This is a genomic window from Roseospira marina (genome assembly GCF_014197855.1).
Classification (GTDB): Bacteria; Pseudomonadota; Alphaproteobacteria; order Rhodospirillales; family Rhodospirillaceae; genus Rhodospira; species Rhodospira marina.
On the sequence record NZ_JACIGJ010000003.1, the window covers coordinates 392,616 to 416,972 of the forward strand.

Here is a 24,357-nt window from a genome sequence, read left to right on the forward strand (position 1 = left end):
ATCGTGTCCCGTGCCCCCCACCATCGCAGCGGCGCGCGCGCACTGACAACCGTGAACGGGGACGATCACTCGGGCTTGGTATGGAACTCCGGCCATTCGCGCGCCACGATCGGGCCGTCGGAGCGCAAGGCATAGCAGGTGTCGAGGATGCGCGGCCGCTCCCCCGTGTTGGCGGCCCTGCGCTTTTCCTCCCGCCGGAAGTGAAGCGTCTGGTAGGCCGTCGCGGCCAGGGGCTTCAGCAGATCCACCAGGTGCGTGCACCCCTCGCCCCGGCCCAAGCGCTGGCGCACCTGCCCGGTGAACCCGGCGCCGATGGTCAGCCCGACAAGGCGCTGGAAGTTCGGCGTCACCTCGGCGCAGATGTGGAACGGCGCGCTGTCGGTCACGGCCTCGACCGCCTGGATGACGAGATCGTCATCCACCGTCACCCGCAGCACCATGTCGTGCAGGGCCTCGCCGGCGGCGATGTGGCCACGGTCATGATTGGTGAAGGTGTAGGCCTTGGTATCGACGATCCGCCCCTCGATATCCCACAGGCCGTCCTCCCGCTGAAAGCCATGGCATTCGATGCGGCGGGTGTGGATGTGTGTGCGGGGCGCGGGCTTCGACAGGGGCATGTGTGAACCATTCAAGCAAGGACCAATGGAGTGATGTAGGTCGAATATACGACTCCGTATGTCGAGTTTCCACCGGCGTGCGGCGATGATGCCGCGTGCCTTTATGTTCTTGATCTGTTCCCATTTTCTGGCATCATGAAGGCATGACCCGATCGTCACACGCGCCCCCACCCCGGTCCCACCGTGGCGCGCTGTCCAACCCGGACGGCCGCTTCGAACCGGTGCGCCATGAGGCCGAGGACGACGGCTGGGGCACGCTGGAGCCTATCGCCTCCGACGACGCGGACCGCGACGGCTGGGGACCGCCGCCCTCGCCCGCCACGCGAGTGGAGGTGGACACGAGCCGCTCTATTTTGGCGCGCAACGACTCGCCGGACATCCCCTTCGATCGCTCCATCAACCTCTATCGTGGCTGCGAACACGGGTGCGTCTATTGCTACGCGCGGCCGACGCATGCGTATTTAGGGCTATCGCCCGGGCTGGACTTCGAAACCCGCCTGTTCATGAAGCCGGACGCCGCCGCCCTGCTCGACGCCACGCTGCGCAAGCCCGGGTACCGGCCCGCGCCCATCGCCATCGGCACCAACACCGATCCCTATCAGCCGGTGGAGCGCCGGTTCGGCCTCATGCGGCAGGTGCTGGAGGTTCTGTCGGCCTTCCACCACCCGGTCACGATCACGACCAAATCCGCCATGGTGGAACGCGATACGGATATCCTGGCCGACCTGGCGGCGCGGCGGCTGGCGGCCGTGGGCCTGTCGATCACCACGCTCGACCGCGACGTGGCCCGCCGGCTGGAGCCGCGCGCGAGCCCGCCGGAGGCGCGGCTGCGGGCGATCCGGACCCTGCGGGCCGCCGGCGTGCCGGTCTCCGTCATGGCCGCGCCGATGATTCCGGGTCTCAATGACCATGAACTCGAACGCATCCTGGACGCCGCCGCCGACGCTGGCGCCGTCCAGGCCGACTACATCCTGGTGCGCCTGCCCCGGGAGGTCGAGGGGCTGGTCCGTGAATGGCTGGAGGCGCACGTCCCCGACCGTGCCCGGCGCGTGATGAGCCGAATCGCCGCGATGCGCGACGGCGCGGCGTCTTCGGCGCGGTTCCACGACCGCATGCGGGGCTCCGGACCGGAGGCCGCGCTTCTCGGGCAACGCTTCACAGTCGCCGCGACCCGCCTGGGCCTGACGCGGCGCGGCTACGCCTTGGACACCCGCCAGTTCGCACCACCGCCCCGCCCGGGCGATCAGCTGGCGCTGTTCTGACCCGCCGGATCCGCCCTCAGCCGGACAGCCTCAGCCGCCCCGAACGCGGTCCGGATTGGCGCCGAGGTAGCGGTCCACCGTCTGGCCGAGTTCGTCCATGTGCTCGGTGAAGAAGTGGGTCGCCCCGTCGATGACGGCGTGATCCACCGTGATCGTCTTCTGCGCCGACAGCTTGGCCGCCAGTTTGGCCACCGCCGCTTCGGGGACGATTTCATCCTGGTTGCCATGCACGATCAGGCCGGACGATGGGCACGGCGCCAGGAACGTGAAGTCCTGCCGGTTCGCGGGCGGCGCCACCGAGACGAAGCCGCTGATCTCCGGCCGGCGCATCAGAAGCTGCATGCCGATCCAGGCGCCGAACGAAAAGCCGGCGACCCAGCAGTGCGCCGCGTCCGGATTGACGGCCTGGAGCCAGTCGAGCGCGGCGGCGGCGTCGGACAACTCGCCCTGACCGTTGTCGAACACGCCCTGGGACCGGCCAACCCCACGGAAGTTGAAGCGCATCACCGAAAAGCCGCGCTTCGAGAACACGTGGTGCAGCGTGTAGACGACCTTGTTGTTCATGGTGCCGCCCTGCTGCGGATGCGGATGCAGGATCAGGGCGATCGGCGCCTGGGCGACCTTGCTGTGGTGATAGCGGCCTTCCAGGCGGCCCTCGGGGCCAGTAAAGATGACGTCGGGCATGGGGTGGATCAGGTTCCGTCTAGCGGGTGGAGCGGGGGCGGCGTTCGAAACGGACCGGAGGAGAGAGGCCCGGACGAGAGGGGGCCGACCGAAAGGAGGGTGGCAAGAGGCGCACGAGGACCGGCGTGTCGCGCCCCGCGTAACGCAAACGCGCGATCACCGCGCGGCCCGTCACCGGACGCCTTGGACGCCGGCGCGGGCCCCTGTCAAAGGCGCCGTCCAGGCTGCCGCTTTCTTGACCGATTTCCTCGGATACCATAAACTTCTCATGATGTTTCATCGTCTGGCTCGACCCGGCGGCCGGGGTACGGTATGTGGTCGCCGCGCTACGGTGGTTTCCGGATCGGTTTTCCGGAGGGGCCATCCGGCCGTATCCGCTGCGGGACATGGTCCCAAGGACGGAGCCTAAGCCGGACCCCTCGGCGGACGCGGGCCCCTCCAGGGCACCCACGCCCCGTCTCCGGGTTCCCGAGGCGTTGGTGCAAGACCCCGGCTCCCCCAGCCCCGCGCCTGACAACGCCAACGTGGGGCCGAACTCTGGCGAACGTGGGGCCGACCTGGGGCCAACGGTGGAGCCGTCGATGGGATCGTTCATTAGCCTGCCAGGGAACCGGTCCGCAGTGTCGGACACGAACGCGGCGGGACAGCACAAAGGACGGACCAAACCAGCGCGACACGGTTTTGGGGCACCCCACCCCGGGGGGCGGATCGCCGTTTTCGGCCCGGGCGCGGGCGTGAACGGCCTGTCGACTCCGGGCCGCACTTTAGCACACGACACCGCAAGGAATTCAAGCGCCATGGCATTCGCCCGACTCAGGGAAGACATCAACACCATCCTCCAGAAGGATCCGGCCGCGCGGTCCCGGATGGAGGTGCTGTTGTGTTACCCGGGGCTGCACGCCGTGATGTTCCACCGCCTGTCCAACCCGTTGTGGCGGCGGGGCCTGCGCTTCTGGCCGCGCCTGATCTCGCACATCGGCAAGCTCATGACCGGCGTGGAAATCCACCCCGGAGCCACGCTGGGCCGGCGGTTGTTCATCGACCATGCCACGGGTGTCGTGATCGGCGAGACGGCGGAGGTGGGCGATGACGTCACCCTCTATCATGGCGTGACCCTGGGCGGCACCTCCCTGCACCAGGGCAAGCGGCACCCGACCCTGCGCGACGGCGTGATCGTGGGCTCCGGCGGGCAGGTCCTGGGGCCGATCACCATCGGCGCGGAGGCCCGCGTGGGTGCCAACGCCGTGGTGCTGTCCGACGTGCCCTCCGGCGCCACCGTGGTGGGCATCCCCGCCCGCGTGGTGCGCCGCGATAAGGTGGACCCGGCCCACCATTGCGAATTCCAGGCCTACGGCACGCCGACGGACGGCATCACCGATCCGATGGCCCGGACCCTGACCGGCCTGACCGACCAGATCGGGCGTCTGGCGGCGCAGGTCGCCGATCTGGAGCGCCGGCTTAAGAGCACCGGCGCCGACGCGGAACCCGACACGGCGACTCAGGGATACGAACGCGCCGACGCGCCCGGTCTGGTAGCAATGCCGGATCGGGAGATGCCGCCGGGTGGCGGCATGCAGGACGGCCCGCGCCGGATCGCGGGACGCGGATAGAGACCTCGCCCGGGCGCGTGTTCTGACGACACGCCGCACGGGAGGAACCATGGCACGAGCGCCCGGTCGGGCACCGCACCGGAGACCCGGGGCGCCCCGGACGGGTTCGAGACACCAGACGACAGCACCGATGGACCGCCGATCGCCGGACCATCGAACAAGAAGGAGGGAGAGGGTTGAGGCTCAGCACAAAAGGCCGATACGCGGTGATGGCGATGGCGGACCTCGCGGTGCATGCGCAGGACAAGCCGGTTGCGCTGGCCGATATCGCCGAACGCCAGGAAATATCCCTGTCGTACCTGGAACAGCTCTTCGGTCGCCTGCGCAAAGGCGGCCTTGTGCGCAGCGTGCGCGGTCCCGGCGGTGGCTACATGCTGTCGCGGGCGGGCGCGGATATCCGCATCTCCGACATCATCCTGTCGGTGGACGAGCCGATCCAGACCACGCGGTGTTCGCCCGGGTCCCCGGCCGGCTGCCACAACAACAAGGGCCGCTGCCTGACCCACGACCTGTGGGAGGAACTGGCCAACCAGATCTATCTGTACCTCAGTTCGGTCTCGCTGGAGGACGTCACCCAGCGCCGCGTGCTGGGCACCAGCGGGTTGATCCAAGGCTTCGAAGCCACCGCCGCGCAGTAATCCGTGCCGGCCGAGGCGCCTGTGTTTCGGGGCGCCCCCTCCCTATGATGACGGACCGCCCGATCCCGTGCCGGATCGGGCGGTCCCTTAACGCGCCGGCCGGCCATGGATCGCGCCTGACGCCGAGTTCGACATGCCGTCCGCCGCTGAACGAACCCCGCCCGTGTATCTCGACCACAATGCCTCGGCCCCCCTCCGGCCAGAGGCGACGGCCGCAATGCAGGCGACCCTGGAGATCACCGGCAACCCCTCGTCCATCCACGGGCACGGTCGCCGCGCCCGCACTGTCATCGACGACGCGCGCGACGCCGTGGCCGCGCTCGCCGGCGTGCCGCCCGCCTGGGTCGTGTTCACCGGGGGCGGCTCGGACGCCAACGCGCTGGCTCTGACCGGGCTTGGAACGGGGCCGCGCCTGTGCTCGGCGGTGGAGCACGACTCGGTGCTGCGGTGGGTCCCAGAGGCCGGGCACCTGCCCGTGGATCCGGCGGGGCGCCTGGATCTCGACGCCCTGAGCGCGGCCCTGGAGGCTGCGCCCGCGCCCGGCCTGATGTCGCTCATGCGGGCGAACAACGAGACCGGCGTGCTCCAGCCGGTGGCCGACGCCGCCGCCCGAGCCCGCGCGGCTGGATGGTGGACCCATTGCGACGCGGTACAGACCCCGGGGCGGCTGTGGCCGTTCGACTTCGGTGCGTTAGGTGTGGACCTGATGACGCTCTCGGCGCACAAGCTGGGCGGGCCGGCCGGCGTGGGCGCCCTGATCGTCGCCGACGGCGTCACGCTGGCGCCCCATGTGCGCGGCGGTGGCCAGGAACGCGGCCGCCGAGCCGGTACGGAAAACCTCGTCGGCATCGCCGGATTCGGGGCCGCCGCTCAGGCCGTGGTCACCGAAGGCCCCGCGGAAACCGAGCGCCTGCGATCCTTGCGCGACCGGCTGGAGGCGGGCCTGTTGGAGGCTGGCCCGGACGCCGTCGTGCACGGATCCGGCGCGGAGCGGTTGCCCAACACCATATGCCTGGGCCACCCGACCCAAGGCGCCGACATGCTGCTCATGCGCCTGGATCTGGCCGGGGTGTCGGTGTCGTCCGGCTCCGCCTGCTCCTCGGGCAAGGTCACCCCCTCCCATGTGCTGCGCGCCATGGGCTTGGATGAGACCGCCGCCCGCCGCGCCCTGCGCTTCAGCCTGGGCTGGTCGACCACGGACGCGGATATCGACCGCACCATCACGGTGTGGCGTGCCATTGCCGCCTGATGGCCCCTCTTTTTCCCCGCGCGGCGATGGACGTCCGTTCGTGCGTCGGTTGGTTAATCCGGCCCGACGCCCCCCTTGGCGCACCGCCGCCCATGCCCCACGTACCGGGCGCCCCTTGCGAGCCGCACGGTCCGGCGCTATCCATCGGGCGTTTTGCATTCGCCCGTCCGATCAACCAGGAGCGTTTTCCCATGCCCAAGCTTGTGTTCATTGACCGCGACGACACCCGCCACGAGGTGGAGGTGCCGGTCGGCCTGTCGGTCATGGAAGCGGCTCACAAGCACGACATCGACCTGGAAGGAGCCTGTGAGGGCTCGCTGGCCTGCTCGACCTGCCACGTCATCGTCGACCCGGCGTGGTTCGACAAGCTGGACGAGCCCACGGAGGACGAGGAGGATATGCTCGACCTCGCGTTCGGGCTGGAGCGCACCTCGCGCCTGGGCTGCCAGATCATCATGAGCGAGGAACTCGACGGCCTGGAAGTCCGTTTGCCGAGTGAAACCCGCAACGCGATGGCTTAACCGGCGCACAAGGAGCCCCGCTCCCATGACCGATACGGACACCGTTAATCCGCACGACACCGATACGCCCGAGGGCGTGCCCGGCCTTGCGGACCCCGACAGCCTGTTCGCCCGCCTGCGCCACGCCTGCCGGGCGGAGTGGACGGCCTATGTCTCGCATCCGTTTGTCCGCCATCTCGCGGACGGCTCGCTGCGCCAGGACTGTTTCCGGCATTACATGGGTCAGGACTACCTGTTCCTGATCCAGTTCGCCCGCGCCTATGCCCTCGGCGTCTACAAGAGCGAGACGCTGGAGGACATGCGCCGCATGGGCGAAGGCATGGCGGCGATCCTCGACGAGATGGGCCTGCATGTGAAGTACTGCCAGGGCTGGGGCATCGCGCCGGAGGAACTGGAGCACCTGCCCGAGGCCAAGGCCACCATGGCCTACACCCGCTTCGTGCTCGAACGCGGCATGGCGGGCGACCTGCTCGACCTCAACGTGGCGTTGGCGCCCTGCATTATCGGCTATGCCGAGATCGGAGCCCGGCTGATCGAGTCGGTCGGGGATGAGCACCCCTACGCGGCCTGGATCCGGGAGTATGGCGGATCCGGCTACCGTCAGGTGGCCCGCGACGCCGTCGAGACCCTCGACCGCCTGTTGGAGGAACGGGGCGGCCCGGGCCGCATGCCCGGTCTGATCGACACCTTCCGCAAGGCCACCATCCTGGAGGCCGATTTCTGGCAGATGGGATTGACGCTTGCGGAATAGCCCCACGGCCAGCGGCGCGGCGGCGCTCGGCGCCCTTGGTGATGAGCTGGGCCCGGATCTGGGCCCCGACCTGGAGCCGGGCCGGGGGCGCCGTGCCGTCGTGGCCATGTCGGGTGGCGTCGACAGTTCGGTGACCGCCGGGGTGCTGGCCGAAGCCGGCTGGGAGGTCGTCGGACTGACCATGCAGCTCTACGATCACGGTCAGATGGTGCCGGGCGGCCGCACCTGCTGCGCCGGGCAGGACATCCACGACGCCCGCCGGGTCGCCGACCGTCTCGGCCTACCCCACTACGTCATGGACTACGAGGGCAACTTCCGCCGGGACGTCATGGACCCGTTCGCCGACAGCTACGTGCATGGGGAAACACCGGTGCCCTGCGTGCTGTGCAACCAGACGGTCAAGTTCCGGGACCTGCTGGGGGCGGCGCGCGATCTGGGCGCGGACATCCTCGCCACCGGCCATTATGTGCGGCGGCGCGTCCCGGAAGGATCGGACGGGACCGGCGCGCAGTTGTGGCGCGGCGCCGACCCGGCCAAGGACCAGAGCTATTTCCTCTTCGCCACCACGCGCGACCAGTTGGACGTGCTGCGCTTTCCGCTGGGCAGCCTGGACAAGGCCCGCACCCGCGCCCTCGCCGCGCGCTACGGGCTGGCGGTGGCGGACAAGCCGGAAAGCCAGGACATCTGCTTCGTGCCCGGCGGCGACTACGCCCGCATCGTCGAGCGTCTGCGCCCCGGCGCGCTGGAACCGGGGGAGATCGTCGATCTGTCCGGCCGGGTGCTGGGGCGACACGAGGGCATCATTCACTACACCGTGGGTCAGCGGCGTGGCCTGGGAATCGGCGGCACGGCGGAGCCGCTGTACGTGGTGCGCCTGGACCCGGCCACGCATCGGGTGGTGGTGGGACCGAAAGCCGCGCTCGGCCGCACCGCCTTCACCGTCCGGGCGCTGAACTGGCTTGGCGACGGGGCGGCCCTCCCCGCCGAGGGCGTGCACACCCATATCAAGATCCGCAACACCTTCGATCCCGTATCGGCCACCGTGACGCCGCTGGCAGAGGGTCGCGCGGCGGTCCGCCTGGACGCCCCGGTGCACGGCGTCTCCCCCGGGCAGGCCTGCGTGCTGTACGACGGCGACCGTGTACTCGGCGGCGGCTGGATCGAGCGGGAGGCGTAACGGCCCCGAGCCCTAACAACTCACGCGGCCGACATACTCTCCACGTCCGCCGGGCGGGTGAAGGCGACAATCCGTGCCGACGCATGCGGACCGGTCAGGTCCTGCCAGCGCGCCGCCGGTACATCCAGCGTGGCCAGCGCGGCGGTGGGAAACTTACGGCGCAGCCGCCGGGCCGGATCTCCGGTATCCTCCGGCGCCAGTTCGGCGGCCAGGCACTCCAACGCCGGGTTGTGCCCCACCACGAGCACACTGCCCGCCGCGTCGTCCACCTGCGCAAGGCAGCGGCGCACCGCATGCGGATCGAACGCATACAGAGCGCCCTCAATCCGCACCGGCACACCTGCGCCGAGGGAGCCCCGAACGAGGTCCAGCGTCTCGCGCGCCCGCGCGGCGGTCGAACACAGGACCAGATCGGGCCGGGGCGCGAGATGACGCACCACGGCCGCCATGGCCCGGCCGGCCCGTTGGCCACGCGGCGCCAGCGGACGGTCGTGATCCTCCAGATTCGGCGCATCCCAACTGGATTTGGCGTGCCGCAACAGGTATAGCCGTCTCATCGTCCTTCCCCCTGTCGGCGTGCGGTGTCGCGCGCCCCCAAGTAGTAGGCATGGACACCGAAGCGGTCGAGACCGAATCGTCATTTGACCCGTGCCGCGAACCCCGCATGAATGGGTGTTTTGGGGCAGCGCCCCGCGAACGGATACGGGACACGACCAGTCTTCGGATCCCTCGCTGAACCCTGCACGTACGGAGACGACCCATGACGAGCCCCGAGGACGCGACAACCCCCGCCGCGACGGACCCGCCCACGAGCGTCGAGGAAATCGCGGCGGCGGCGGCGGCGCGCTCCATCACGCTCGACTCCACGGAACGGTTCATCAACCGCGAGCTATCGTGGCTCGGCTTCAACTTCCGCGTCCTGGACGAGGCCCGCAACCAGCGTCATCCGCTGATGGAACGGGTCCGGTTCCTGTCCATCTCGGGCTCGAACCTCGACGAGTTCTATATGGTGCGCGTCGCGGGCCTGAAAGGCCAGGTCAACGCCGGGGTCAACAAAACCAGCCAGGACGGCCGCACGCCGGCCCAGCAGCTTCTTGAAATCAACCGCACCGCCCGCGAACTGCTGGAGGAACAGCAGGAGATCTGGGCAGAACTGCACGGCCAACTGCGCGACGCGGGCGTTAAGGTGCTGAACGTCGGCGAACTGACCGCCAAAGACCGCGCCTGGCTGGAGCAGCACTTCACCGACCAGATTTTTCCGATCCTGACACCCCTGGCCATCGACCCGGCGCACCCCTTCCCGTTCATCCCGAACCTGGGCCACGCGCTGGTGCTCCAGCTCAAGGCCGAGGGCGGCGGCGAGGGCCTGCGCGCCCTGGTGCCGCTGCCGGATCAGGTGGACCGCCTGATTCGCCTGCCCGACGAGGGCCACCGCTATCTCTTCCTTGAAGACATCGTCGGCCTGTTCATGGACCGACTGTTCCCCGGCTTCAAGGTGGAGCAGGGCGGACACTTCCGGGTGATCCGCGACAGCGAGATGGAAATCGACGAAGAGGCCGAGGATCTGGTCCGCAGCTTCGAATCCGCGCTGAAACGGCGTCGGCGCGGCCATTGCATCCGGCTGACCCTGAACGCCAACATGCCCGCCGAGCTGGTGCAGCTCATCTGCGAGGAAATGCTCGTCGCCGAGGAGGACCTGTTCAAGCTCGACGGCCCGATCGGCATGGCCGACCTGAAAAAGCTGATTTCCGACGACCGGCCGGACCTTCAGTTCGTGCCGTTCGCGGCCCGCTTCCCGGAGCGGATCCGCGATTTCGGCGGCGACTGCCTCGCGGCGATCAAGCAGAAGGACATCATCGTCCACCACCCCTACGAATCCTTCGACGTGGTGGTGCAGTTCCTGCGGCAAGCGGCGGCCGACCCCAACGTGGTGTCGATCAAGCAGACCCTCTACCGCACCTCCAACAACTCGCCGATCGTGGCGGCCCTGGTGGAAGCCTCGGAAAGCGGCAAGTCGGTCACCGCGATGGTCGAATTGAAGGCCCGCTTCGATGAAGAGGCCAACATCCGCTGGGCACGCGACCTGGAGCGGGCCGGCGTGAACGTCGTGTACGGCTTCATGGACCTGAAGACGCACGCCAAGATCTCGCTGGTGGTGCGGCGGGAGGCGGGCCAGCTTCGCTCCTACGTCCACTTCGGCACCGGCAACTACCACCCGATCACCGCCAAGATTTACACCGACCTGTCGTTCTTCACGGCGGACCCGGCCCTGTGCCGCGACGCGGCCACCGCGTTCAACTACATGACCGGCTACGCCCGGCCGAAAAGCCTGGAGAAGCTGCACCTCGCGCCCCTGACGCTGAAACCCCGCCTGCTGGAGCTGATCGCGGCGGAGGAAGCCCACGCCCGCGCCGGCCGCCCCGGCGCGATCTGGGCCAAGATGAACAGCCTCGTGGACGGTGACGTGATCGACGCGCTCTACCGGGCCTCGCTGGCCGGGGTGCAGATCGATCTGGTCATCCGAGGGATCTGCTGCCTGCGCCCCGGCGTACCCGGTCTGTCGGACAACATCCGGGTCAAGAGCATCGTGGGCCGCTTCCTGGAGCATTCGCGCATCACCTGCTTCGGCAACGGCCACGGCCTTCCCTCGGACAAGGCGTTGATTTACATCTCCTCGGCCGACTGGATGCCGCGCAATCTCGACATGCGATGCGAAAGCTTCGTGCCGATCGAAAACGAGACCGTGCGCACCCAGATCATGGAACAGATCATGGTCGCCAACATGAACGACGAACAGCAAAGCTGGTTCCTGATGGCGGATGGCACGTTCCAGCGCGTGGATTCGGCGGAAGATGCCTTCAACGCGCACAGCTATTTCATGAACAACCCCAGTTTGTCCGGCCGGGGCAAGGCCCTGAACAAGGCCAACAAGGGGATCCCGCAACTCATCTTGAAACGACGGACGCCCACCTGATCGGACGGCCCGGACCCATGGACACGGCACAGGGAGATGGCATGGACGACGCGGAGCCGCCCATGAACACCGAGTCACGCCCGCCGAACCGCATCGACGCACCGCCGGTCGGTATTATCGACATCGGCTCGAACTCGGTCCGGTTGGTGGTTTACCGGGGCGGGGCGCGCATCCCGGTGCCGCTGTTCAATGAAAAGGCCGTCTGCGCCCTGGGCCAGGGCCTCGGGGCCAGCGGCCATTTGAATCCGGAAGGCCGGGCCCTGGCGCTGGCCGCCGTAGGGCGGTTCGTCGCCCTCGGTGTCGCCATGGGCGTCGAGCGGCTGCACGTCCTGGCCACCGCCGCCGTGCGCGACGCCACCGACGGCGCCGCCTTCGTCCGCGAGTTGGAGCAAGCCAACCGCATCACCGTGACCGTTCTCGACGGCCCCGACGAGGCCCGGCGCGCGGCGCTGGGCGTGCAATGCGCCGTCCCTTGCGCCGAGGGCGTGGTCGCCGACCTGGGCGGTGGCAGCCTGGACCTGTGCCGCATCGCCGAGCGCACGTTCACGGACGTCGCCAGCTTCCCGCTCGGCCTGCTGCGGCTGGAGGAGGCCTCCGGCGGCGGGGTGCGGGCGGACGCCGAACGCATCCTCGACGACGCCCTGGCCGAGGCGCCATGGCTGCGGCAGGGCAATGGCCAGTCACTGTACGCCGTCGGCGGGGCGTGGCGCGCGCTGGCCCGGGTCTGCATGGCCCGCATGAGCTATCCGCTGCGGGTGCTGGACAACTTCACGCTCCCGACGCTGGACGCCGCCGCCATGCTGGATGAGATCGCCGGCACGCCCCCCAAGGAGTTCGCCCAGGTCCCGGGCCTGAGCAAGAAGCGCATGGCGGCGCTGCCCCTGGCGGCGGTGGCGCTCGACCGGCTGGTGCGGATAGTGCGCCCACGCCGGGTCGTGTTCTCGGTCTACGGGGTGCGCGAGGGCCAGTTCATGGCCGGGCTGCCCGACGACCTGCGGGAGCAGGACCCGCTGCTGGCCTCCATGACCGTCATGGCGCGACAGGCCGGCCGGTTCCGGGCCCATGGCGACGAGGTGGCGGATTGGATGGCGCCGCTGTTCCCCGCCGAACCGCCGGAGTTGCGCCGCTTGCGTCTGGCGGTGTGCATCATCGGCGACATCTTTTGGAGCGAGCACCCGGATTACCGCGCCGAACAGGCCTTCCACCGTGTGCTGCGCCTGCCCTTCATGGGGCTGGACCACCGCGACCGCGCCGCGCTGGCGCTGTCGGTCTATCATCGCTACGGCGGAAGCCTGGACGCCGACTTGGTCCAGCGGGCGGAGTCCCTCCTGGACGACCCGGCGCGCGCCCGCCGTACCCGAATCATCGGGGCCGCGCTGCGCCTCGCACACACGCTGAGCGGTGGTGCGCCGGGCGTCGTGGGGCAAACCCGCCTGGAGCGGGCCCCCGCCGGCTCCGTCACGCTGACCCTGCCGGCCGGGAATCCGCTGTTCGACGGCCGCTTCATCCAGCGCCGCATGGAAAAGCTGGGCCGCGCCCTGGACCTGACCCCCATCATTGCAATGGACTCGGGTCTTGCGATGGAATAGGGGCGTCGGCCGCGCGCCGGCGTCCCTGCCCTGCCGCCATTCCCTCCCACGTACGAGGACCGATATGCCCGACCCGACCGCGCAATCCCTGACCGTCCGCAACGCCCGCCCCGACGACGAAGCGAGTTGGCGTGTGCTGTGGGGCGGGTATTGCGCGTTCTACAATGTGGAGATCCCGGAGGCCGTCACCGCCGAGACCTGGCGCCGCTTGCTCGACCCGAATGTCCCGACCCTGCGCTGCATTGTCGCGGACAGCCAGGGGCCGGAGGGCAAGGGTCTGGTCGGTTTCGCCACGCTGCTGGAACATCCCGGCACCTGGTCCATCGAGTCCGTCGGCTACCTGGAAGACCTGTTCGTCGCCTCGGGTGTGCGCAAGCGCGGCGCCGGCACCGCCCTCATCAGCGCCTGCGCCGCCATCGCGCGCAACGCCGGCTGGGCCAAGCTGTACTGGCGCACCAAGGCGGACAACACCGCCGCGCGCTCGCTGTACGACCGGCTGGCCATGAAAACCGATTGGGTGGTCTACGACTGGGCGCTGAAGACGTGACGGAGGGCGGGCCGCCCGCGCAGGGCTTCATCCCGCCCCTCAACGCCCTGCGGGCGTTCGATGCGGCCGTCGCTCTCCGTGCGGGTTTGGGTCCTGAACGGGATCCTTCCAACACAGGGGTGGGGAGGCGCCGGACCGGTCGCACAACGACCGCCCGGCCCCGCAACCCTGCGCGAAGCCGATCCCGAGAACGATGTCGAAAACCTGAGGGGTGTTAAGCGGGCGGCGGCGATCCGCCGTCCTTGAGCACCAGCGGCAGGCCGGCGGCGACGAACAGCACCCGGTCGCAGACGGCGGCAACGCGCTGGTTCAACAGGCCGGCCTCGTCGCGGAACCGGCGGCCCAGGGGCGTTTCGGGCACGAGGCCCAGACCGACCTCGTTGGCGACCAGCACGGCCGGCGCGCTGCGGTCCGCCAGCGCGCGGACCAGCAGGCCGATGCGGGTATCCACGTCCGCATCGTCGAGCAGCAGGTTGGTCAGCCACAGCGTCAGGCAGTCCACCAGCACCGGCTCCGCGGCGTGCACCCGCAGGGCGGCGTCCAGGGTGACGGGCACCTCTTCGGTGGTCCAGGCATCGCCGCGTCGCTCCCGATGCCGGCGCACGCGGTCGTCCATCTCCGGGTCGTCGCCGGGGGGGCCCCACGGCCGGAACGTCGCCAGATAGACAGGCACCTGATCGCGCGCCCGCGCAGCCTCCAGGGTCAGGGCTTCGGCGTGATGGCTCTTGCCCGAGCGGGCACCGCCCAGAATCAGGGTACAGGTTGGGTCACTCACCCTCGGTCGACCTCCAGTCTGAGGAAATGGGTCGCGCAGGATATACACGGATCGTAGTTGCGGATCGCCTGTTCGCAGATCCATGTGAGGCGTTCGTCGGGCTCCGCGAGATGGGCGGCGACGACGTCGCGCAGGTCCTCGCCGATGGAGCGCTGGTTCTGCGCCGTCGGCGGCACGATGCAGGCGTGCGTGATGTGGCCGCTGTCGTCCAGTGTGTAGGTGTGGTGGCACAGGCCGCGCGGCGCCTCCGTGCAGCCATGGCCGGTGCCGGCGCGGGGCGTGATGTCGGGGCACGGCGGGTCGGGCGGTTCGTAGGCCTCGACCAACGCGCGGGCGTCGAGCACCGCCTGAAGGGTTTCGACCGCCCGCACGATAATGCTCTGGAACGGGTTGCGCACCACCCGGGGCAATCCGGCCGCCTGCGCCGCCGCCTTGGCCTCGTCGGCAAGCTGGTCGAAGTTCAGCGCGTACCGCGCCAGCGGCCCGACGTGATAGGTCTGGCCGTCCCGGGTCGCCCCGACCAGGGCATTGCTGTTCTTTTGGTGATCCTCGGTGAAGTGATCGTGGAACGCCGACACCGGCACATCCAGGCCGGCACTGGACACCAGCCGGCCCTCGCAGACCGCGTAATGGTCGGGTGTGTGCAACGCCACGAACAGATAGTCCCGCTCCACCGACGGCATGGGCAGCGTGGCGGTGAACGCCACCAGCCCGCGCGCCGCCTCCAGCGCCCAGTCCAGTTCCGGGCGCAGGGCCAGGATCTCCTCGCGGGTGGGCGACCGGTAGAGCCCGCCCACCCGCAGGTTCACCGGGTGGATGGCGCGGCCGCCGATGACCTCCACGATCCGGTTGCCGAGCGTCTTCAGGCGCAGCGCGGTCTCCACGACGTCCGGGTGGTCCTGGGCCATGCGGATCGAGTCCTCATAGCCGAGGAAATCCGGCGCGTGCAGCATGGCGATGTGCAGCACATGGCTTTCGATCCATTCGCCACAGTAGATCAGCCGGCGCAGGCCGCGCATGGCATTGGAGACGGGCACCCCCAGCGCGTCCTCCATCGCCAGACTGGCCCCGAGCATGTATGCCAGCGGGCAAATGCCGCAGATGCGCGCCGTGATATCGGGGGCGTCGGTGTAGGGACGGCCACGCAGCAGCGCCTCGAAGAAGCGCGGCGGTTCGTGGATGGTGAACGCCACGTCCTTCAGTTCGCCGTTGCGGATGCGCACCCGCAGCGCCCCCTCGCCCTCCACGCGGGCGAGGTTCTCGACGGCGATGCGGCGCGTGGTGCCATGGGCCTCAGCCATGGCGCTGCCCCTCCTCCCGGAAGCCCGGGGCGTTGGCGTTGAACAGGTGAAAGCGGTGGCGGGTCTCCGCGCTATCCAGACCCGCCCCGCCGTGGTCGCGGGACGTCTGCAGGTGGGCCGCCAGCGCGGCGGTGTTCATCCCCTCCGCCGGGCCGAAACAGCCGTAGCAGCCGCGCCCGACGCGCGGACACAGGGCGCCGCACCCCGCCTGGGTCACCGGCCCCAGGCAAGGCTCGCCCTTGGCCACCATCACGCAGACCACACCGGCCCGCTTGCATTCGACGCACGCGGCGTAGTTCGGCAGGCGCGGTTGGCGGCCCTGGATCAACGCCGTCAGAACGTGGAGGAGTTGGCCCCGGTCGATGGGACAGCCGCGCAGTTCGTAATCCACCGGCACGTGGTCCGCGATCGGCGTGCTGGTGTCCAGGGTCCGGATGAACGCCGGGTGGGCGTACACCGCCCGCACATAGTCGCCGGCGTCCGCCATGGACTTCAGCGCCTGGATGCCGCCGCTGGTGGCGCAGGCGCCGATGGTCACCAGCACCTTGGAGCGCCGCCGGATGGTCTTCAGCCGCCGCAGGTCGTGCGCCGTGGTGATGGAGCCCTCGACCAGCGAGACATCGTACGGCCCCGGCGCGGTGGCGCGGGTCGCCTCCAGGAAATAGGCGATCTCGACCGCGCCCGCGACCGCCAGCAGCTCGTCCTCGCAGTCCAGCAGCGAGAGCTGGCAGCCGTCGCAGCTCGCGAACTTCCAGACCGCGAGACGGGGCCGGCGGGGAGTGGGCGTCGCCATCAGGGGCCTCCTCTCTCAGACCTCGGCCTGCGCCAGACGCGCGGCCACGCGGTCGTAGCGGAACACTGGCCCGTCCTTGCACACGAAATCGGCGCCCCACTGGCAGTGCCCGCACAGGCCGATGGCGCATTTCATGTTGCGCTCCATCGACAGGAACAGGCGCTCCGCCGCCACGCCCTTATCGATCAGGGCCTGCGCGGCGTGGCGCATCATGACCTCCGGCCCGCAGACGTAGGCCATGGTGTCGCGTGCGTCGAACCCACCCCGTGCGATCAGCTTTGTGACCATGCCGATCGGCCCGGACCAGCGGCCGGTCGCCCGGTCCACCGTCACATGCACGCTCATGTCGAAACGCCCGCGCCAGGCGGTAACGGCCGCGCGATACAGAATGTCCTCCGGCGTGCGCGCGCCATACAACAGGACAACGGTCCCGAACCGCTCCCGGCGGGCCAGCACGGCATGGATCAGCGGCCGCAGCGGCGCCAAACCGATGCCGCCGGCCACGATCACCACGTCATGGCCGAACGCCGCCTCCACCGGCCAGGGGGTGCCGAACGGACCGCGCACCCCGAGGGTATCGCCGACTCGCAACGCCTTCATCGCGTTCGTGACCTGCCCGACCGCGCGCGTGGTGTGCACCAACCGCTCCGGCTGGTCCGGGTCGCCGCTGATGCTGATCGGCACCTCTCCAGCGCCGTGGACGTACAGCATGTTGAACTGCCCAGGCGCAAACGTCAGCGGCGGCCCGTCGAGCGGCACCAGATCGACGGTAAAGGTGTCGGACAAGTCGCGCCGCCAGCGGTCGATCCGGAACGGCCGCGGGCGCCACGGATCCCCTTCGGTCAGCGACGCGGGCAGGCGCGCGGCGGCGGCCGTCTCGGTCAGGCGATCGGCCAGAGCAGCGGCAGCAGCGGCGTCCATCGCGGGTCTCCGTATCAGCGCGGCCGGGCCGTGTCCGGTGGTCCGCGTCAGGCGGGCGGCGTCAGGCCGGGGGGCGCGTACAGGTCCAGCATTTGCAGACGGGCCGCCCGCAGCCGTTCGCCCATCACCGGCACGAAGCGCGACAGCAGATGGAACCCGAGCTCATGGTCGGTCTCCATCTTGCCACGCAGACACACGCCATCCAGGCTGACCGCGCGCACCAGAGTGACCGCCCGGGCATCGAAGGTCCAATGATGCGGCGGCACCAACCACGACCAGCCCAGCGTGTCGTCGGTGTGCAGCGTTTCCAGCACCACCGCGCCGGCGTGGGGCGCCTTCACCTCCACCGCCACCTGGCCGTGGCGCAGGATGTAGAAGCGGTCCGCCACACCGCCCTCCTGAAAGAGGTAGTCGCCGGCATCGAATCGCTCGTTGCGGGCGCAGCCGGCCAGTTCCTCCAGCAGCCGCGGGCTGAGACCGGCAAAAAACGGATGTGCGTTCAAAAGATCGTCCATGTCCTGCATGGGCACCATGGCGACGGCCTCCCTTCTCTATCCGGTCCCGTTCAAGGGGCCGGGGGATCGTCCTTGCGCCGCCGGGGCGTGGCACTCCCGTCCACGGGGCGGCGCGCCGGACCGCGCCGCCGGTGCGATGGGCGCGTCTCCGACAGGGCGGCCACCTCGGCGGTGATGTCGATGCCGACCGGACACCACGTCACGCAACGGCCGCACCCGACGCAGCCGCTGGTGCCGAACTGATCGTACCAGGCCGACAGCTTGTGTGTGATCCACTGGCGATAGCGCGCCCCGCGTGTCCCGCGCACCGCGCCGCCGTGGATGTAGGAAAAGGCTTCCGTGAAGCAGGAGCTCCAGCGGCGCGTCCGCGCCGCCGTCACCCCGTCCAGGCTCGTGGCGTCCTCGACCGTGGCGCAGAAGCACGTCGGGCACGCCAGCGTGCAGGTGCCGCAGGCGAGACAGCGTGCCGCCACGTCGGCCCAATGCCGGTGCTCCGTCGCACGGGCCAGGATCGCTCGGGGGTCGGCCGGCAGAGCCCGGGTCTGGGCCTTCGTCGCCCGCACCGTTTGGTCGGTAGCGGCCGCCCGCTCAGCGTCCGACGCGGGTCGGTGCTCAACCGCCTCCAACAGCGCCGCACCGGCCGGGCTGCCGGCGCGGGCCAAATAGACGGCGGCGTCGCCTTCGACGAGTTCGGTCAGCGCCACGTCGAACCCGGAGTCGCCGACCCCCGGCCCCGTCCCCATCCCCGCACAGAAACAGGTCGCCGCCGGGCTCGCGCAATCGGCGGCCACCACCAGCGTATCCCGCCGCCGTCGTGCATAGGCTGGATCGTGATAACCCGCCGCCGGGTTGGCCAGAATGCCATCGAGCACCGAAAGCGCCGCCAGATCGCACGGCCGCACGCCGAAGAAAGCGCGCAGGGGTGGCGACGCCTCAGGAGCCGCCCAACACGGGCCGTCCGGGCCAGCGTCGGCCCCCTCCGCCGACGACGCGATGCCCCCGCGATATGCGGTTCCGACGCAGGCCTCCGGCGGATGCAGGACCCGCTTCCAGCCCTGCGCCGGCGCCGCATGCGCGAACCGAGTCGGCCGGTCCTCCCAATCCAAGCGGTAGAGCCCGGCCTCTTGCCGGTCGTGCCAGCCGCGTGGCAAATCGTCTGGGCGCTTCAGCGGCCGAAGCACAATGGCGCCATCCCGAACGGTCGGGCCGATCACTTCGCGGCCCGCGGCGCGCAACACCGCCATCAAGGCGGCGACGCCGTCGCCCAGCAGCCGCACCGGACCCGGCTCGCCTGATCCTCCACTGTTCGGCTGCCCTGCACCCATGGCCGCCTCCCTTGGCTCGGACGGCATCCGAGACCCCGCCGGAGGCATCCCTCAACGCCCCCCGAGCCTCCGCGGTCGCGCGTAAGGACCCCATGGGCCGGCCGCCGGCCGCACACCCACGTGTCCCAGAACCACACGTGTATAGTTTACCTGATTGGGGGCTTTCGAGGGAATGCGCGTTCGTGAGGCCCCTGCGTTCGGACCGCTCTGGTTCCAACGATCCGGGGCTATCTCCGCGCAACGCCGGCCGGCGCCAGCCCCCTCCCCGACCCGGACCCGTCCACGAGACGCCCCGTTACCGGTCGCCCCCGGAACGGCCCGGGTGGGGGAGAAGGCTGGTCGCGGCCAACATCGGCCGCACACAGGCTGGGGGCCGTTGGGTGTCCGGATCGAAGCCCGGCGCCCAAAAAACAAAACCGCCCCCCGGGGGAGACGGACAGACGGCGGGTCGACCCCGCTGGTGCCGTTTTCGGCCCGTCCCGCCGGTCCCTGACCGACCGGTTCGGACCAGACGGTTCGCCAAAGACGCAGCGGGTCACGGCCCGATCCACGATCTTCGGGCGATCCGTCAGGAGTGGGCCCCATCATGGCGGGGCCGCTGAACGGCCCCGCCGTGACGGGAGGGTCCCAGACTCCCAATGGTACGCTACAGATACGCTACGGTTACGCTACAGACACCTCATATACGGTCCGCGGAATAGGTACGGTCCCGCTTACATCATCCACGCGACCCTATTGCGCGGACGCGGTCTCCGCGGTCTCGGGCGCCGCCTCGGCGGGCTCCTCAACCTTGGTTTCCTCAACGGCCGGCGCCTCTTCGGTCACCGCGTCCTCGGCGGGCGCAGCCTCCTCAGCAACCGGCGCGTCCTCGGCGGCCGGCTCCTCGGAGACAGCCTCCTGCACGTCAGTAGCCGCTTCCTCGGTCGCCTGAGCGGCGTCCTCGGTCACTTCGGCAGCGGAGCCGACAGCCGCAGCGGTCTCATCCGCAACCATGTCGCCCGCCTTTTCCAGGTTTTCGACACCCGGCTCGACCAGATCCCCGGCCGACTCCAGGTTCTCGACACCCGTCTCCACAAGGCTCTGCTCTTCCTCAGCGGCCGGCGCTTCATCAGCAACAGCCTCCTCGGTGGGAGCAGCGGCTTCGTTCTCCGCGGCCTCTTCAACCGTCGCAGCCGCCTCTTCGGTGGCCGCAGCCGCGTCCTCAGCCGCCTCTTCGGTGGCCGCAGACGCATCCTCAGCCGCCTCTTCGGTGGCCGCAGCCGCATCCTCAGCCGCCTCTTCGGTGGCCGCAGACGCATCCTCAGCCGCCTCTTCGGTGGCTGCGGCCGCGTCCTCAGCCGCCTCTTCGGTGGCCGCAGACGCATCCTCAGCCGCCTCTTCGGTGGCCGCAGCCGCCGCTCCAGCCGCCTCTTCGGTGGCCGCAGACGCATCCTCAGCCGCCTCTTCAGTGGCTGCAGCCGCCGCTCCAGCCGCAGCCGCAGCGTCGTCTGCAACCGAGGCTTCCTCAGCCGGCGCTGTCGCTTCGTCTGCGACCGCCCCAGCCTCAGCAGCCTGGTCCTCAGCAGCCGGGTCCTCAGCAGCCGCCTCTTCAGCCGGAGCCGCCGTATCGCCCATGAACTTGTAGGTCGCCTCACGCAGATTCACATCGGCGCCCGGAGCCGCAAGCTCAGGATAGGAACTGATCACGTCCGCGCCATTCAGCGGCTTGTTGACCGCCTGGTGACAGGTCGCGCAATGAGCCTTCGGGGCATCGCCCAGGGGGCCCAGCCGCGCGGCCGGGAACTCCGGCTGAAGCGGGATCAGGAAGTTTTCGTTCAGGTCCTGCGCCATCCGAATGCCGTACCACGCGGTCACGCGCTGCGGAATTTCCCAGGAAATGAACGAACGGGAGTTGTGACAGAACGTGCAGTTCGTCCCCAGCGCCTCGGAGATGTGCATCATCAGACCATAGGTCCGCTCTGCGGCGTTGAGGTCCGGTTCCAGAGCCTCGGTCGTCGGCAGCGCGGTGGTCGGGATGATGCGGATATCACCGACACCCTGGTCCATGACGGTCAGGTACTCGGAGAACGTCTCGTACGGCAGGGAGCTGTACGCGTTGTCCCGGCGGAAGGTGTTCTGACCCTTGTTGTTGCCGGCGCCCTCGCGGGCCGCTTCGACCGGCTGCGGATCGGTGAACCAGATTTCCGGAGGAACCGGGTTGCCACGATGACAGGTGTAGCAGTTCACGCCAGACGGCGCGACATGGTCCGGCCACGTCGAGTTGATGTGCTGCGTCATCTGGAACATGCGCCGCGACACAACCTTTGTGTAGATTTCGTCGGACACATAGTCCACGCCGCCATCGTCCAGAACCACGTGGCAGTAGTTACAGCCTTCGTCCGGCGAGACCCATTCCGTGACCAGGGTCATGATCCGGTCGAAGTTCGCCTGCGTGACGTGACCGAGGGCGTGCACGTTCTCGTACACTTCGGACGCCAGCGGGCCTTCCTCCTCGAAGGGCGGCCACTCGTCCGGCGCGACGTTGACGCGATCCCGCGCCTTGACCGTCCGGACGTTCTGGATGTTTTCCATCGCCACGCCGCGGTAGCCGATCTGGTCGATCGTCTTGGGCGGGATCAGGGTAAAGATGTAAAAGACGATGATCAGGCAGGTCGCGAGCCAGATCATGCCGACCAGCGGCACCGACCCAAGCTTGTAGACGACCTTCCTGTGGGCCTCGTTCCTGAAGTCGCTCATCACTGGATCCCTCCGCTGCTCAGGGTCGGATCAGTGACCGACGGGAACACCACGGGATACGGCGGCACGAGACCGTGCTTTTCGCCCCAGATGAACCAGTTGTCGACGACGGTACCGGTCAGGAGGATGCCGATGCCACCGGTGATCGGTGTCAGGACGGCGAACCACCAGGCCCAGCGGTGGATCGATTCCATGGTGGCGTTAAAGCCCATGGTCCAGCGCCAGAAGAGAGCCGCGCGCTCGGCGGCCGTTCCGCGATGGGTAATCTGCTCCACCTCGCGGTCGCCGCCGTAGCGGGCCACCGACAGGATCGTGCCGCCATGCATGGCGAACAGCAGAGCCGAGCCATACAGGAACGCGATCGAGAGCATGTGGAACGGGTTGTAGTACAGGTTGCCGTACCGGACGGAGAACGCCGCCGTCCAGTCCAGGTGCGGGAAGATGCCGAACGGCACCGACTCGCTCCACCCGCCCATCATGACCGGGCGAATGAACCCGATGCAGAGGAACAGGAAGATCGCGGAGGCCCACGCCCAAGCGACGTGCGTGCCCATGCCGAGTTCCTTGGCACGGCGATAGGTACGCCAGAACCACAGAAGCACGGAGCACGTCAGGAAGAAGCCGGCCATCAGCCACCAGCCGCCTTCATTCATGGGCGGAATGCTCAGGCCGTATTCGGGACCCGGCGGTTCCAGACCCAGCCAGAACAACTGACGCACGAATTCAATCGGGCTCCAGTTGACCTGGGCGAACAGGTTCAGGCCGATGATCTCGAAGGCGACAAGCCCGAACACCACGGAGACCACGCCGTAGAACCCAAGGTAGATCGGACCGATCTGCGCATCACCGAACCAACCCGCAATGCGCGAGAAGATCGGCTTGCCGATGCGGCCCAGCTCTCCCTCGTCGATGGGCACGCCCAGGTGGGCCGGGGCCCGGACCTGTACGCGCGTGAAAATACTTTGATACTCAGCCATCGTGTTGACCCCCTCGCGCTAGCTCCAGATCGGCAGGTTGGGCCACCAGAGCCACCACTCAGGCCATCCGCGGGTCCACCACGGGCCGCTGAGCAGCATGCAAACGCAGCTCCAGATCACCGCGTTCAGCGCCAAGAACAGGCCGAGCCGGTGAATACCGAGCGGGCCGATCGAGTAGCCGACGAAGTCCCGGAAGAACGTGTTCTCGTGCTCCGGAAGCTTCACAACGTCGCCCTTGGACGGGTTGGCCGCCGACAGGATCAGGCCACCGTGCATGGCCAGGGCAAGACACGTTGTAAAGAACAGCGTGATGCCCAGCATGTGCCCGGGGTTATAGTGGAAGTGCAGGAACTGGTAGCCGACGTTGGATACCCAATCCAGGTGGCTCAGGATGCCATAGGGGAAGCCATGCCCCCAGGCGCCCATCAACACCGGACGAATAACGACCAACGTGACATAGGCAAAGATGGCGACACTGAAGGCGATCGGCACATGATAACCGATGCCCAGCTTGTTGCAGATTTCCACCTCTCTGAGCGCCCAGGACACGAAGGCCCCGATCGCGCAAATGGTGATGACCTGCCACAACCCACCCTCGGCCATCGGGGCCGGCATCAGGCCGTAGCTCAGGTCAGGGGGTGCGATGTTGATATTCCAAATCGTCGTGAACGGACCCATGGTCGCGCCCAAGACGATCAGAAGGGTACCGAGAGCGGCAAAGAACACCGTCGTGACCCCGAAGAAGCCGACGTAAAACGGCCCCACCCAGAAGTCAAACAGGTCCCCTCCGATCAGCGTCCCTCCACGGACTCGATATTTTCGCTCGAAATCCAGCATGGCCATTGTTGGGACCCTCCGGCCGGGAGGCTAAGAATGGCCGCCTCCACGAAAAGATCAGCAGCGGCGGGTTCCGGGCCTCGCGCCGGGGACCCGACCGCTACCAACGAGACACGGTCCTGAGACCGCGATCTCCCATCAGCCTTAGGAGATCAGCGGCAGGCTACGGACCACGTCGGCCGAAGCTTCCATCCAGTTCAGACGATCCGTGCTGAGCAGGATGAAATGGATCAGAAGTCCAAGGACAGTCAGGAACACACCCAGGGCCAGAAGGATGCGCGCCGGATCAAAGATCAGCCAGATTTTCCACATGATAAACTCTCCTAGGACACGAGGGTCAGAGCGGTCGAAGCGACGCTGGCAACATCAGCGTTGCAAGCGGCGTCGCTCAGCCACGGGCACCACATCCACGCAAGGATGTGCGCGACCACGACGGCGCCGAAAAAGCCGCCCATGGTCTGCTGGAAGATGCCGTGAAATTCCTGAGCCTCGTCTTCAGTCATGCCCGAGGGGCTCACGTTCTCAGCCATATCCTAAACCTCCTGGTAGTTGGCCACT

24 protein-coding genes are annotated in these 24,357 nt (G+C 68.6%); 10 read left to right on the forward strand and 14 right to left on the reverse strand.

Annotation, left to right across the window (positions count from 1 at the left end; translation table 11 throughout):
• Positions 1-65: 65 nt before the first annotated feature.
• Positions 66-617: a DUF2889 domain-containing protein gene (locus tag GGD82_RS06185; RefSeq protein ID WP_150062276.1), complete on the reverse strand. Its 552-nt coding sequence runs from the start codon at positions 615-617 to the stop codon at positions 66-68.
• Between the two features lie 143 nt (positions 618-760).
• Between GGD82_RS06185 and GGD82_RS06190 the strand changes: the two genes are divergently transcribed.
• On the forward strand, positions 761-1,879 hold the full coding sequence (locus tag GGD82_RS06190) for a PA0069 family radical SAM protein (RefSeq protein ID WP_150062275.1): 1,119 nt from the start codon (positions 761-763) through the stop codon (positions 1,877-1,879).
• A gap of 30 nt (positions 1,880-1,909) precedes the next feature.
• Here GGD82_RS06190 and GGD82_RS06195 read toward each other — a convergent pair whose 3' ends face one another.
• Positions 1,910-2,563, reverse strand: a complete 654-nt coding sequence (locus GGD82_RS06195; RefSeq protein WP_150062274.1) for an alpha/beta hydrolase — start codon at positions 2,561-2,563, stop codon at positions 1,910-1,912.
• A 797-nt stretch (positions 2,564-3,360) separates the two neighbouring features.
• Between GGD82_RS06195 and cysE the strand changes: the two genes are divergently transcribed.
• The 6 genes from cysE to mnmA all read left to right on the forward strand — a co-directional run bounded on the left by cysE (position 3,361) and on the right by mnmA (position 8,509).
• On the forward strand, positions 3,361-4,173 hold the full coding sequence (gene cysE, locus GGD82_RS06200; protein WP_150062273.1) for a serine O-acetyltransferase: 813 nt from the start codon (positions 3,361-3,363) through the stop codon (positions 4,171-4,173).
• 176 nt (positions 4,174-4,349) lie between these two features.
• Positions 4,350-4,811 carry an Rrf2 family transcriptional regulator gene (locus GGD82_RS06205; RefSeq protein WP_150062272.1) on the forward strand — a complete coding sequence of 154 codons (462 nt, stop codon included), beginning with the start codon at positions 4,350-4,352 and terminating at the stop codon, positions 4,809-4,811.
• Between the two features lie 133 nt (positions 4,812-4,944).
• The gene (locus tag GGD82_RS06210) at positions 4,945-6,060 is read left to right on the forward strand and encodes a cysteine desulfurase family protein (RefSeq protein WP_150062271.1); all 1,116 of its coding nucleotides are present in this window, start codon (positions 4,945-4,947) and stop codon (positions 6,058-6,060) included.
• A gap of 191 nt (positions 6,061-6,251) precedes the next feature.
• Positions 6,252-6,581 carry a ferredoxin family 2Fe-2S iron-sulfur cluster binding protein gene (locus tag GGD82_RS06215; protein ID WP_150062270.1) on the forward strand — a complete coding sequence of 110 codons (330 nt, stop codon included), beginning with the start codon at positions 6,252-6,254 and terminating at the stop codon, positions 6,579-6,581.
• A gap of 25 nt (positions 6,582-6,606) precedes the next feature.
• Positions 6,607-7,332, forward strand: a complete 726-nt coding sequence (tenA, locus tag GGD82_RS06220; RefSeq protein WP_150062269.1) for a thiaminase II — start codon at positions 6,607-6,609, stop codon at positions 7,330-7,332.
• Positions 7,333-7,438: 106 nt separating this feature from the next.
• Positions 7,439-8,509: a tRNA 2-thiouridine(34) synthase MnmA gene (gene mnmA, locus GGD82_RS06225; RefSeq protein WP_150062401.1), complete on the forward strand. Its 1,071-nt coding sequence runs from the start codon at positions 7,439-7,441 to the stop codon at positions 8,507-8,509.
• 20 nt (positions 8,510-8,529) lie between these two features.
• Here the strand turns inward: mnmA and GGD82_RS06230 are convergent, their stop codons facing one another.
• On the reverse strand, positions 8,530-9,066 hold the full coding sequence (locus GGD82_RS06230; RefSeq protein ID WP_170284270.1) for a SixA phosphatase family protein: 537 nt from the start codon (positions 9,064-9,066) through the stop codon (positions 8,530-8,532).
• Positions 9,067-9,269: 203 nt separating this feature from the next.
• On the opposite strand from GGD82_RS06230, the gene GGD82_RS06235 reads away from it, so the two are divergent.
• The 3 genes from GGD82_RS06235 (at position 9,270) to GGD82_RS06245 (ending at position 13,619) form a co-directional block, all read left to right on the forward strand.
• The gene (locus GGD82_RS06235; RefSeq protein WP_150062267.1) at positions 9,270-11,483 is read left to right on the forward strand and encodes an RNA degradosome polyphosphate kinase; all 2,214 of its coding nucleotides are present in this window, start codon (positions 9,270-9,272) and stop codon (positions 11,481-11,483) included.
• 41 nt (positions 11,484-11,524) lie between these two features.
• Positions 11,525-13,072 (forward strand): Ppx/GppA phosphatase family protein, encoded by a 1,548-nt coding sequence (locus tag GGD82_RS06240; protein WP_246163856.1) that lies wholly within the window; start codon positions 11,525-11,527, stop codon positions 13,070-13,072.
• A gap of 64 nt (positions 13,073-13,136) precedes the next feature.
• Positions 13,137-13,619, forward strand: a complete 483-nt coding sequence (locus tag GGD82_RS06245; RefSeq protein WP_150062266.1) for a GNAT family N-acetyltransferase — start codon at positions 13,137-13,139, stop codon at positions 13,617-13,619.
• Between the two features lie 214 nt (positions 13,620-13,833).
• Here GGD82_RS06245 and cobU read toward each other — a convergent pair whose 3' ends face one another.
• From cobU to pufB, 11 genes are all read right to left on the reverse strand, one after another.
• Positions 13,834-14,394 (reverse strand): bifunctional adenosylcobinamide kinase/adenosylcobinamide-phosphate guanylyltransferase, encoded by a 561-nt coding sequence (cobU, locus tag GGD82_RS06250; RefSeq protein ID WP_246163854.1) that lies wholly within the window; start codon positions 14,392-14,394, stop codon positions 13,834-13,836.
• A complete protein-coding gene (locus GGD82_RS06255; protein WP_150062264.1) occupies positions 14,391-15,695 on the reverse strand; it encodes a Ni/Fe hydrogenase subunit alpha in 1,305 nt (434 codons plus the stop codon). Before GGD82_RS06255 ends, cobU begins: the two co-directional genes overlap by 4 nt.
• On the reverse strand, positions 15,688-16,488 hold the full coding sequence (locus GGD82_RS06260) for an NADH-quinone oxidoreductase subunit B family protein (protein ID WP_150062263.1): 801 nt from the start codon (positions 16,486-16,488) through the stop codon (positions 15,688-15,690). Before GGD82_RS06260 ends, GGD82_RS06255 begins: the two co-directional genes overlap by 8 nt.
• A gap of 15 nt (positions 16,489-16,503) precedes the next feature.
• Complete coding sequence (locus GGD82_RS06265) at positions 16,504-17,409, reverse strand: FAD/NAD(P)-binding protein (protein WP_150062262.1); 906 nt, start codon at positions 17,407-17,409, stop codon at positions 16,504-16,506.
• Between the two features lie 47 nt (positions 17,410-17,456).
• Positions 17,457-17,942, reverse strand: a complete 486-nt coding sequence (locus GGD82_RS06270; RefSeq protein ID WP_150062261.1) for a cyclic nucleotide-binding domain-containing protein — start codon at positions 17,940-17,942, stop codon at positions 17,457-17,459.
• Between the two features lie 32 nt (positions 17,943-17,974).
• Positions 17,975-19,249, reverse strand: a complete 1,275-nt coding sequence (locus tag GGD82_RS06275) for a 4Fe-4S dicluster domain-containing protein (protein WP_150062260.1) — start codon at positions 19,247-19,249, stop codon at positions 17,975-17,977.
• A gap of 732 nt (positions 19,250-19,981) precedes the next feature.
• Entirely contained in the window at positions 19,982-21,985 is a 2,004-nt protein-coding gene (pufC, locus tag GGD82_RS06280; RefSeq protein WP_150062259.1) for a photosynthetic reaction center cytochrome PufC, read from the reverse strand.
• The gene (gene pufM / locus GGD82_RS06285; protein ID WP_150062258.1) at positions 21,985-22,962 is read right to left on the reverse strand and encodes a photosynthetic reaction center subunit M; all 978 of its coding nucleotides are present in this window, start codon (positions 22,960-22,962) and stop codon (positions 21,985-21,987) included. The genes pufC and pufM overlap by 1 nt, the downstream gene beginning before the upstream one ends.
• An 18-nt stretch (positions 22,963-22,980) precedes the next feature.
• Entirely contained in the window at positions 22,981-23,805 is an 825-nt protein-coding gene (gene pufL / locus GGD82_RS06290; protein ID WP_150062257.1) for a photosynthetic reaction center subunit L, read from the reverse strand.
• Between the two features lie 138 nt (positions 23,806-23,943).
• On the reverse strand, positions 23,944-24,111 hold the full coding sequence (gene pufA, locus GGD82_RS06295) for a light-harvesting antenna LH1, alpha subunit (protein ID WP_150062256.1): 168 nt from the start codon (positions 24,109-24,111) through the stop codon (positions 23,944-23,946).
• An 11-nt stretch (positions 24,112-24,122) separates the two neighbouring features.
• Complete coding sequence (pufB, locus tag GGD82_RS06300) at positions 24,123-24,329, reverse strand: light-harvesting antenna LH1, beta subunit (protein ID WP_150062255.1); 207 nt, start codon at positions 24,327-24,329, stop codon at positions 24,123-24,125.
• Positions 24,330-24,357: the final 28 nt, after the last annotated feature.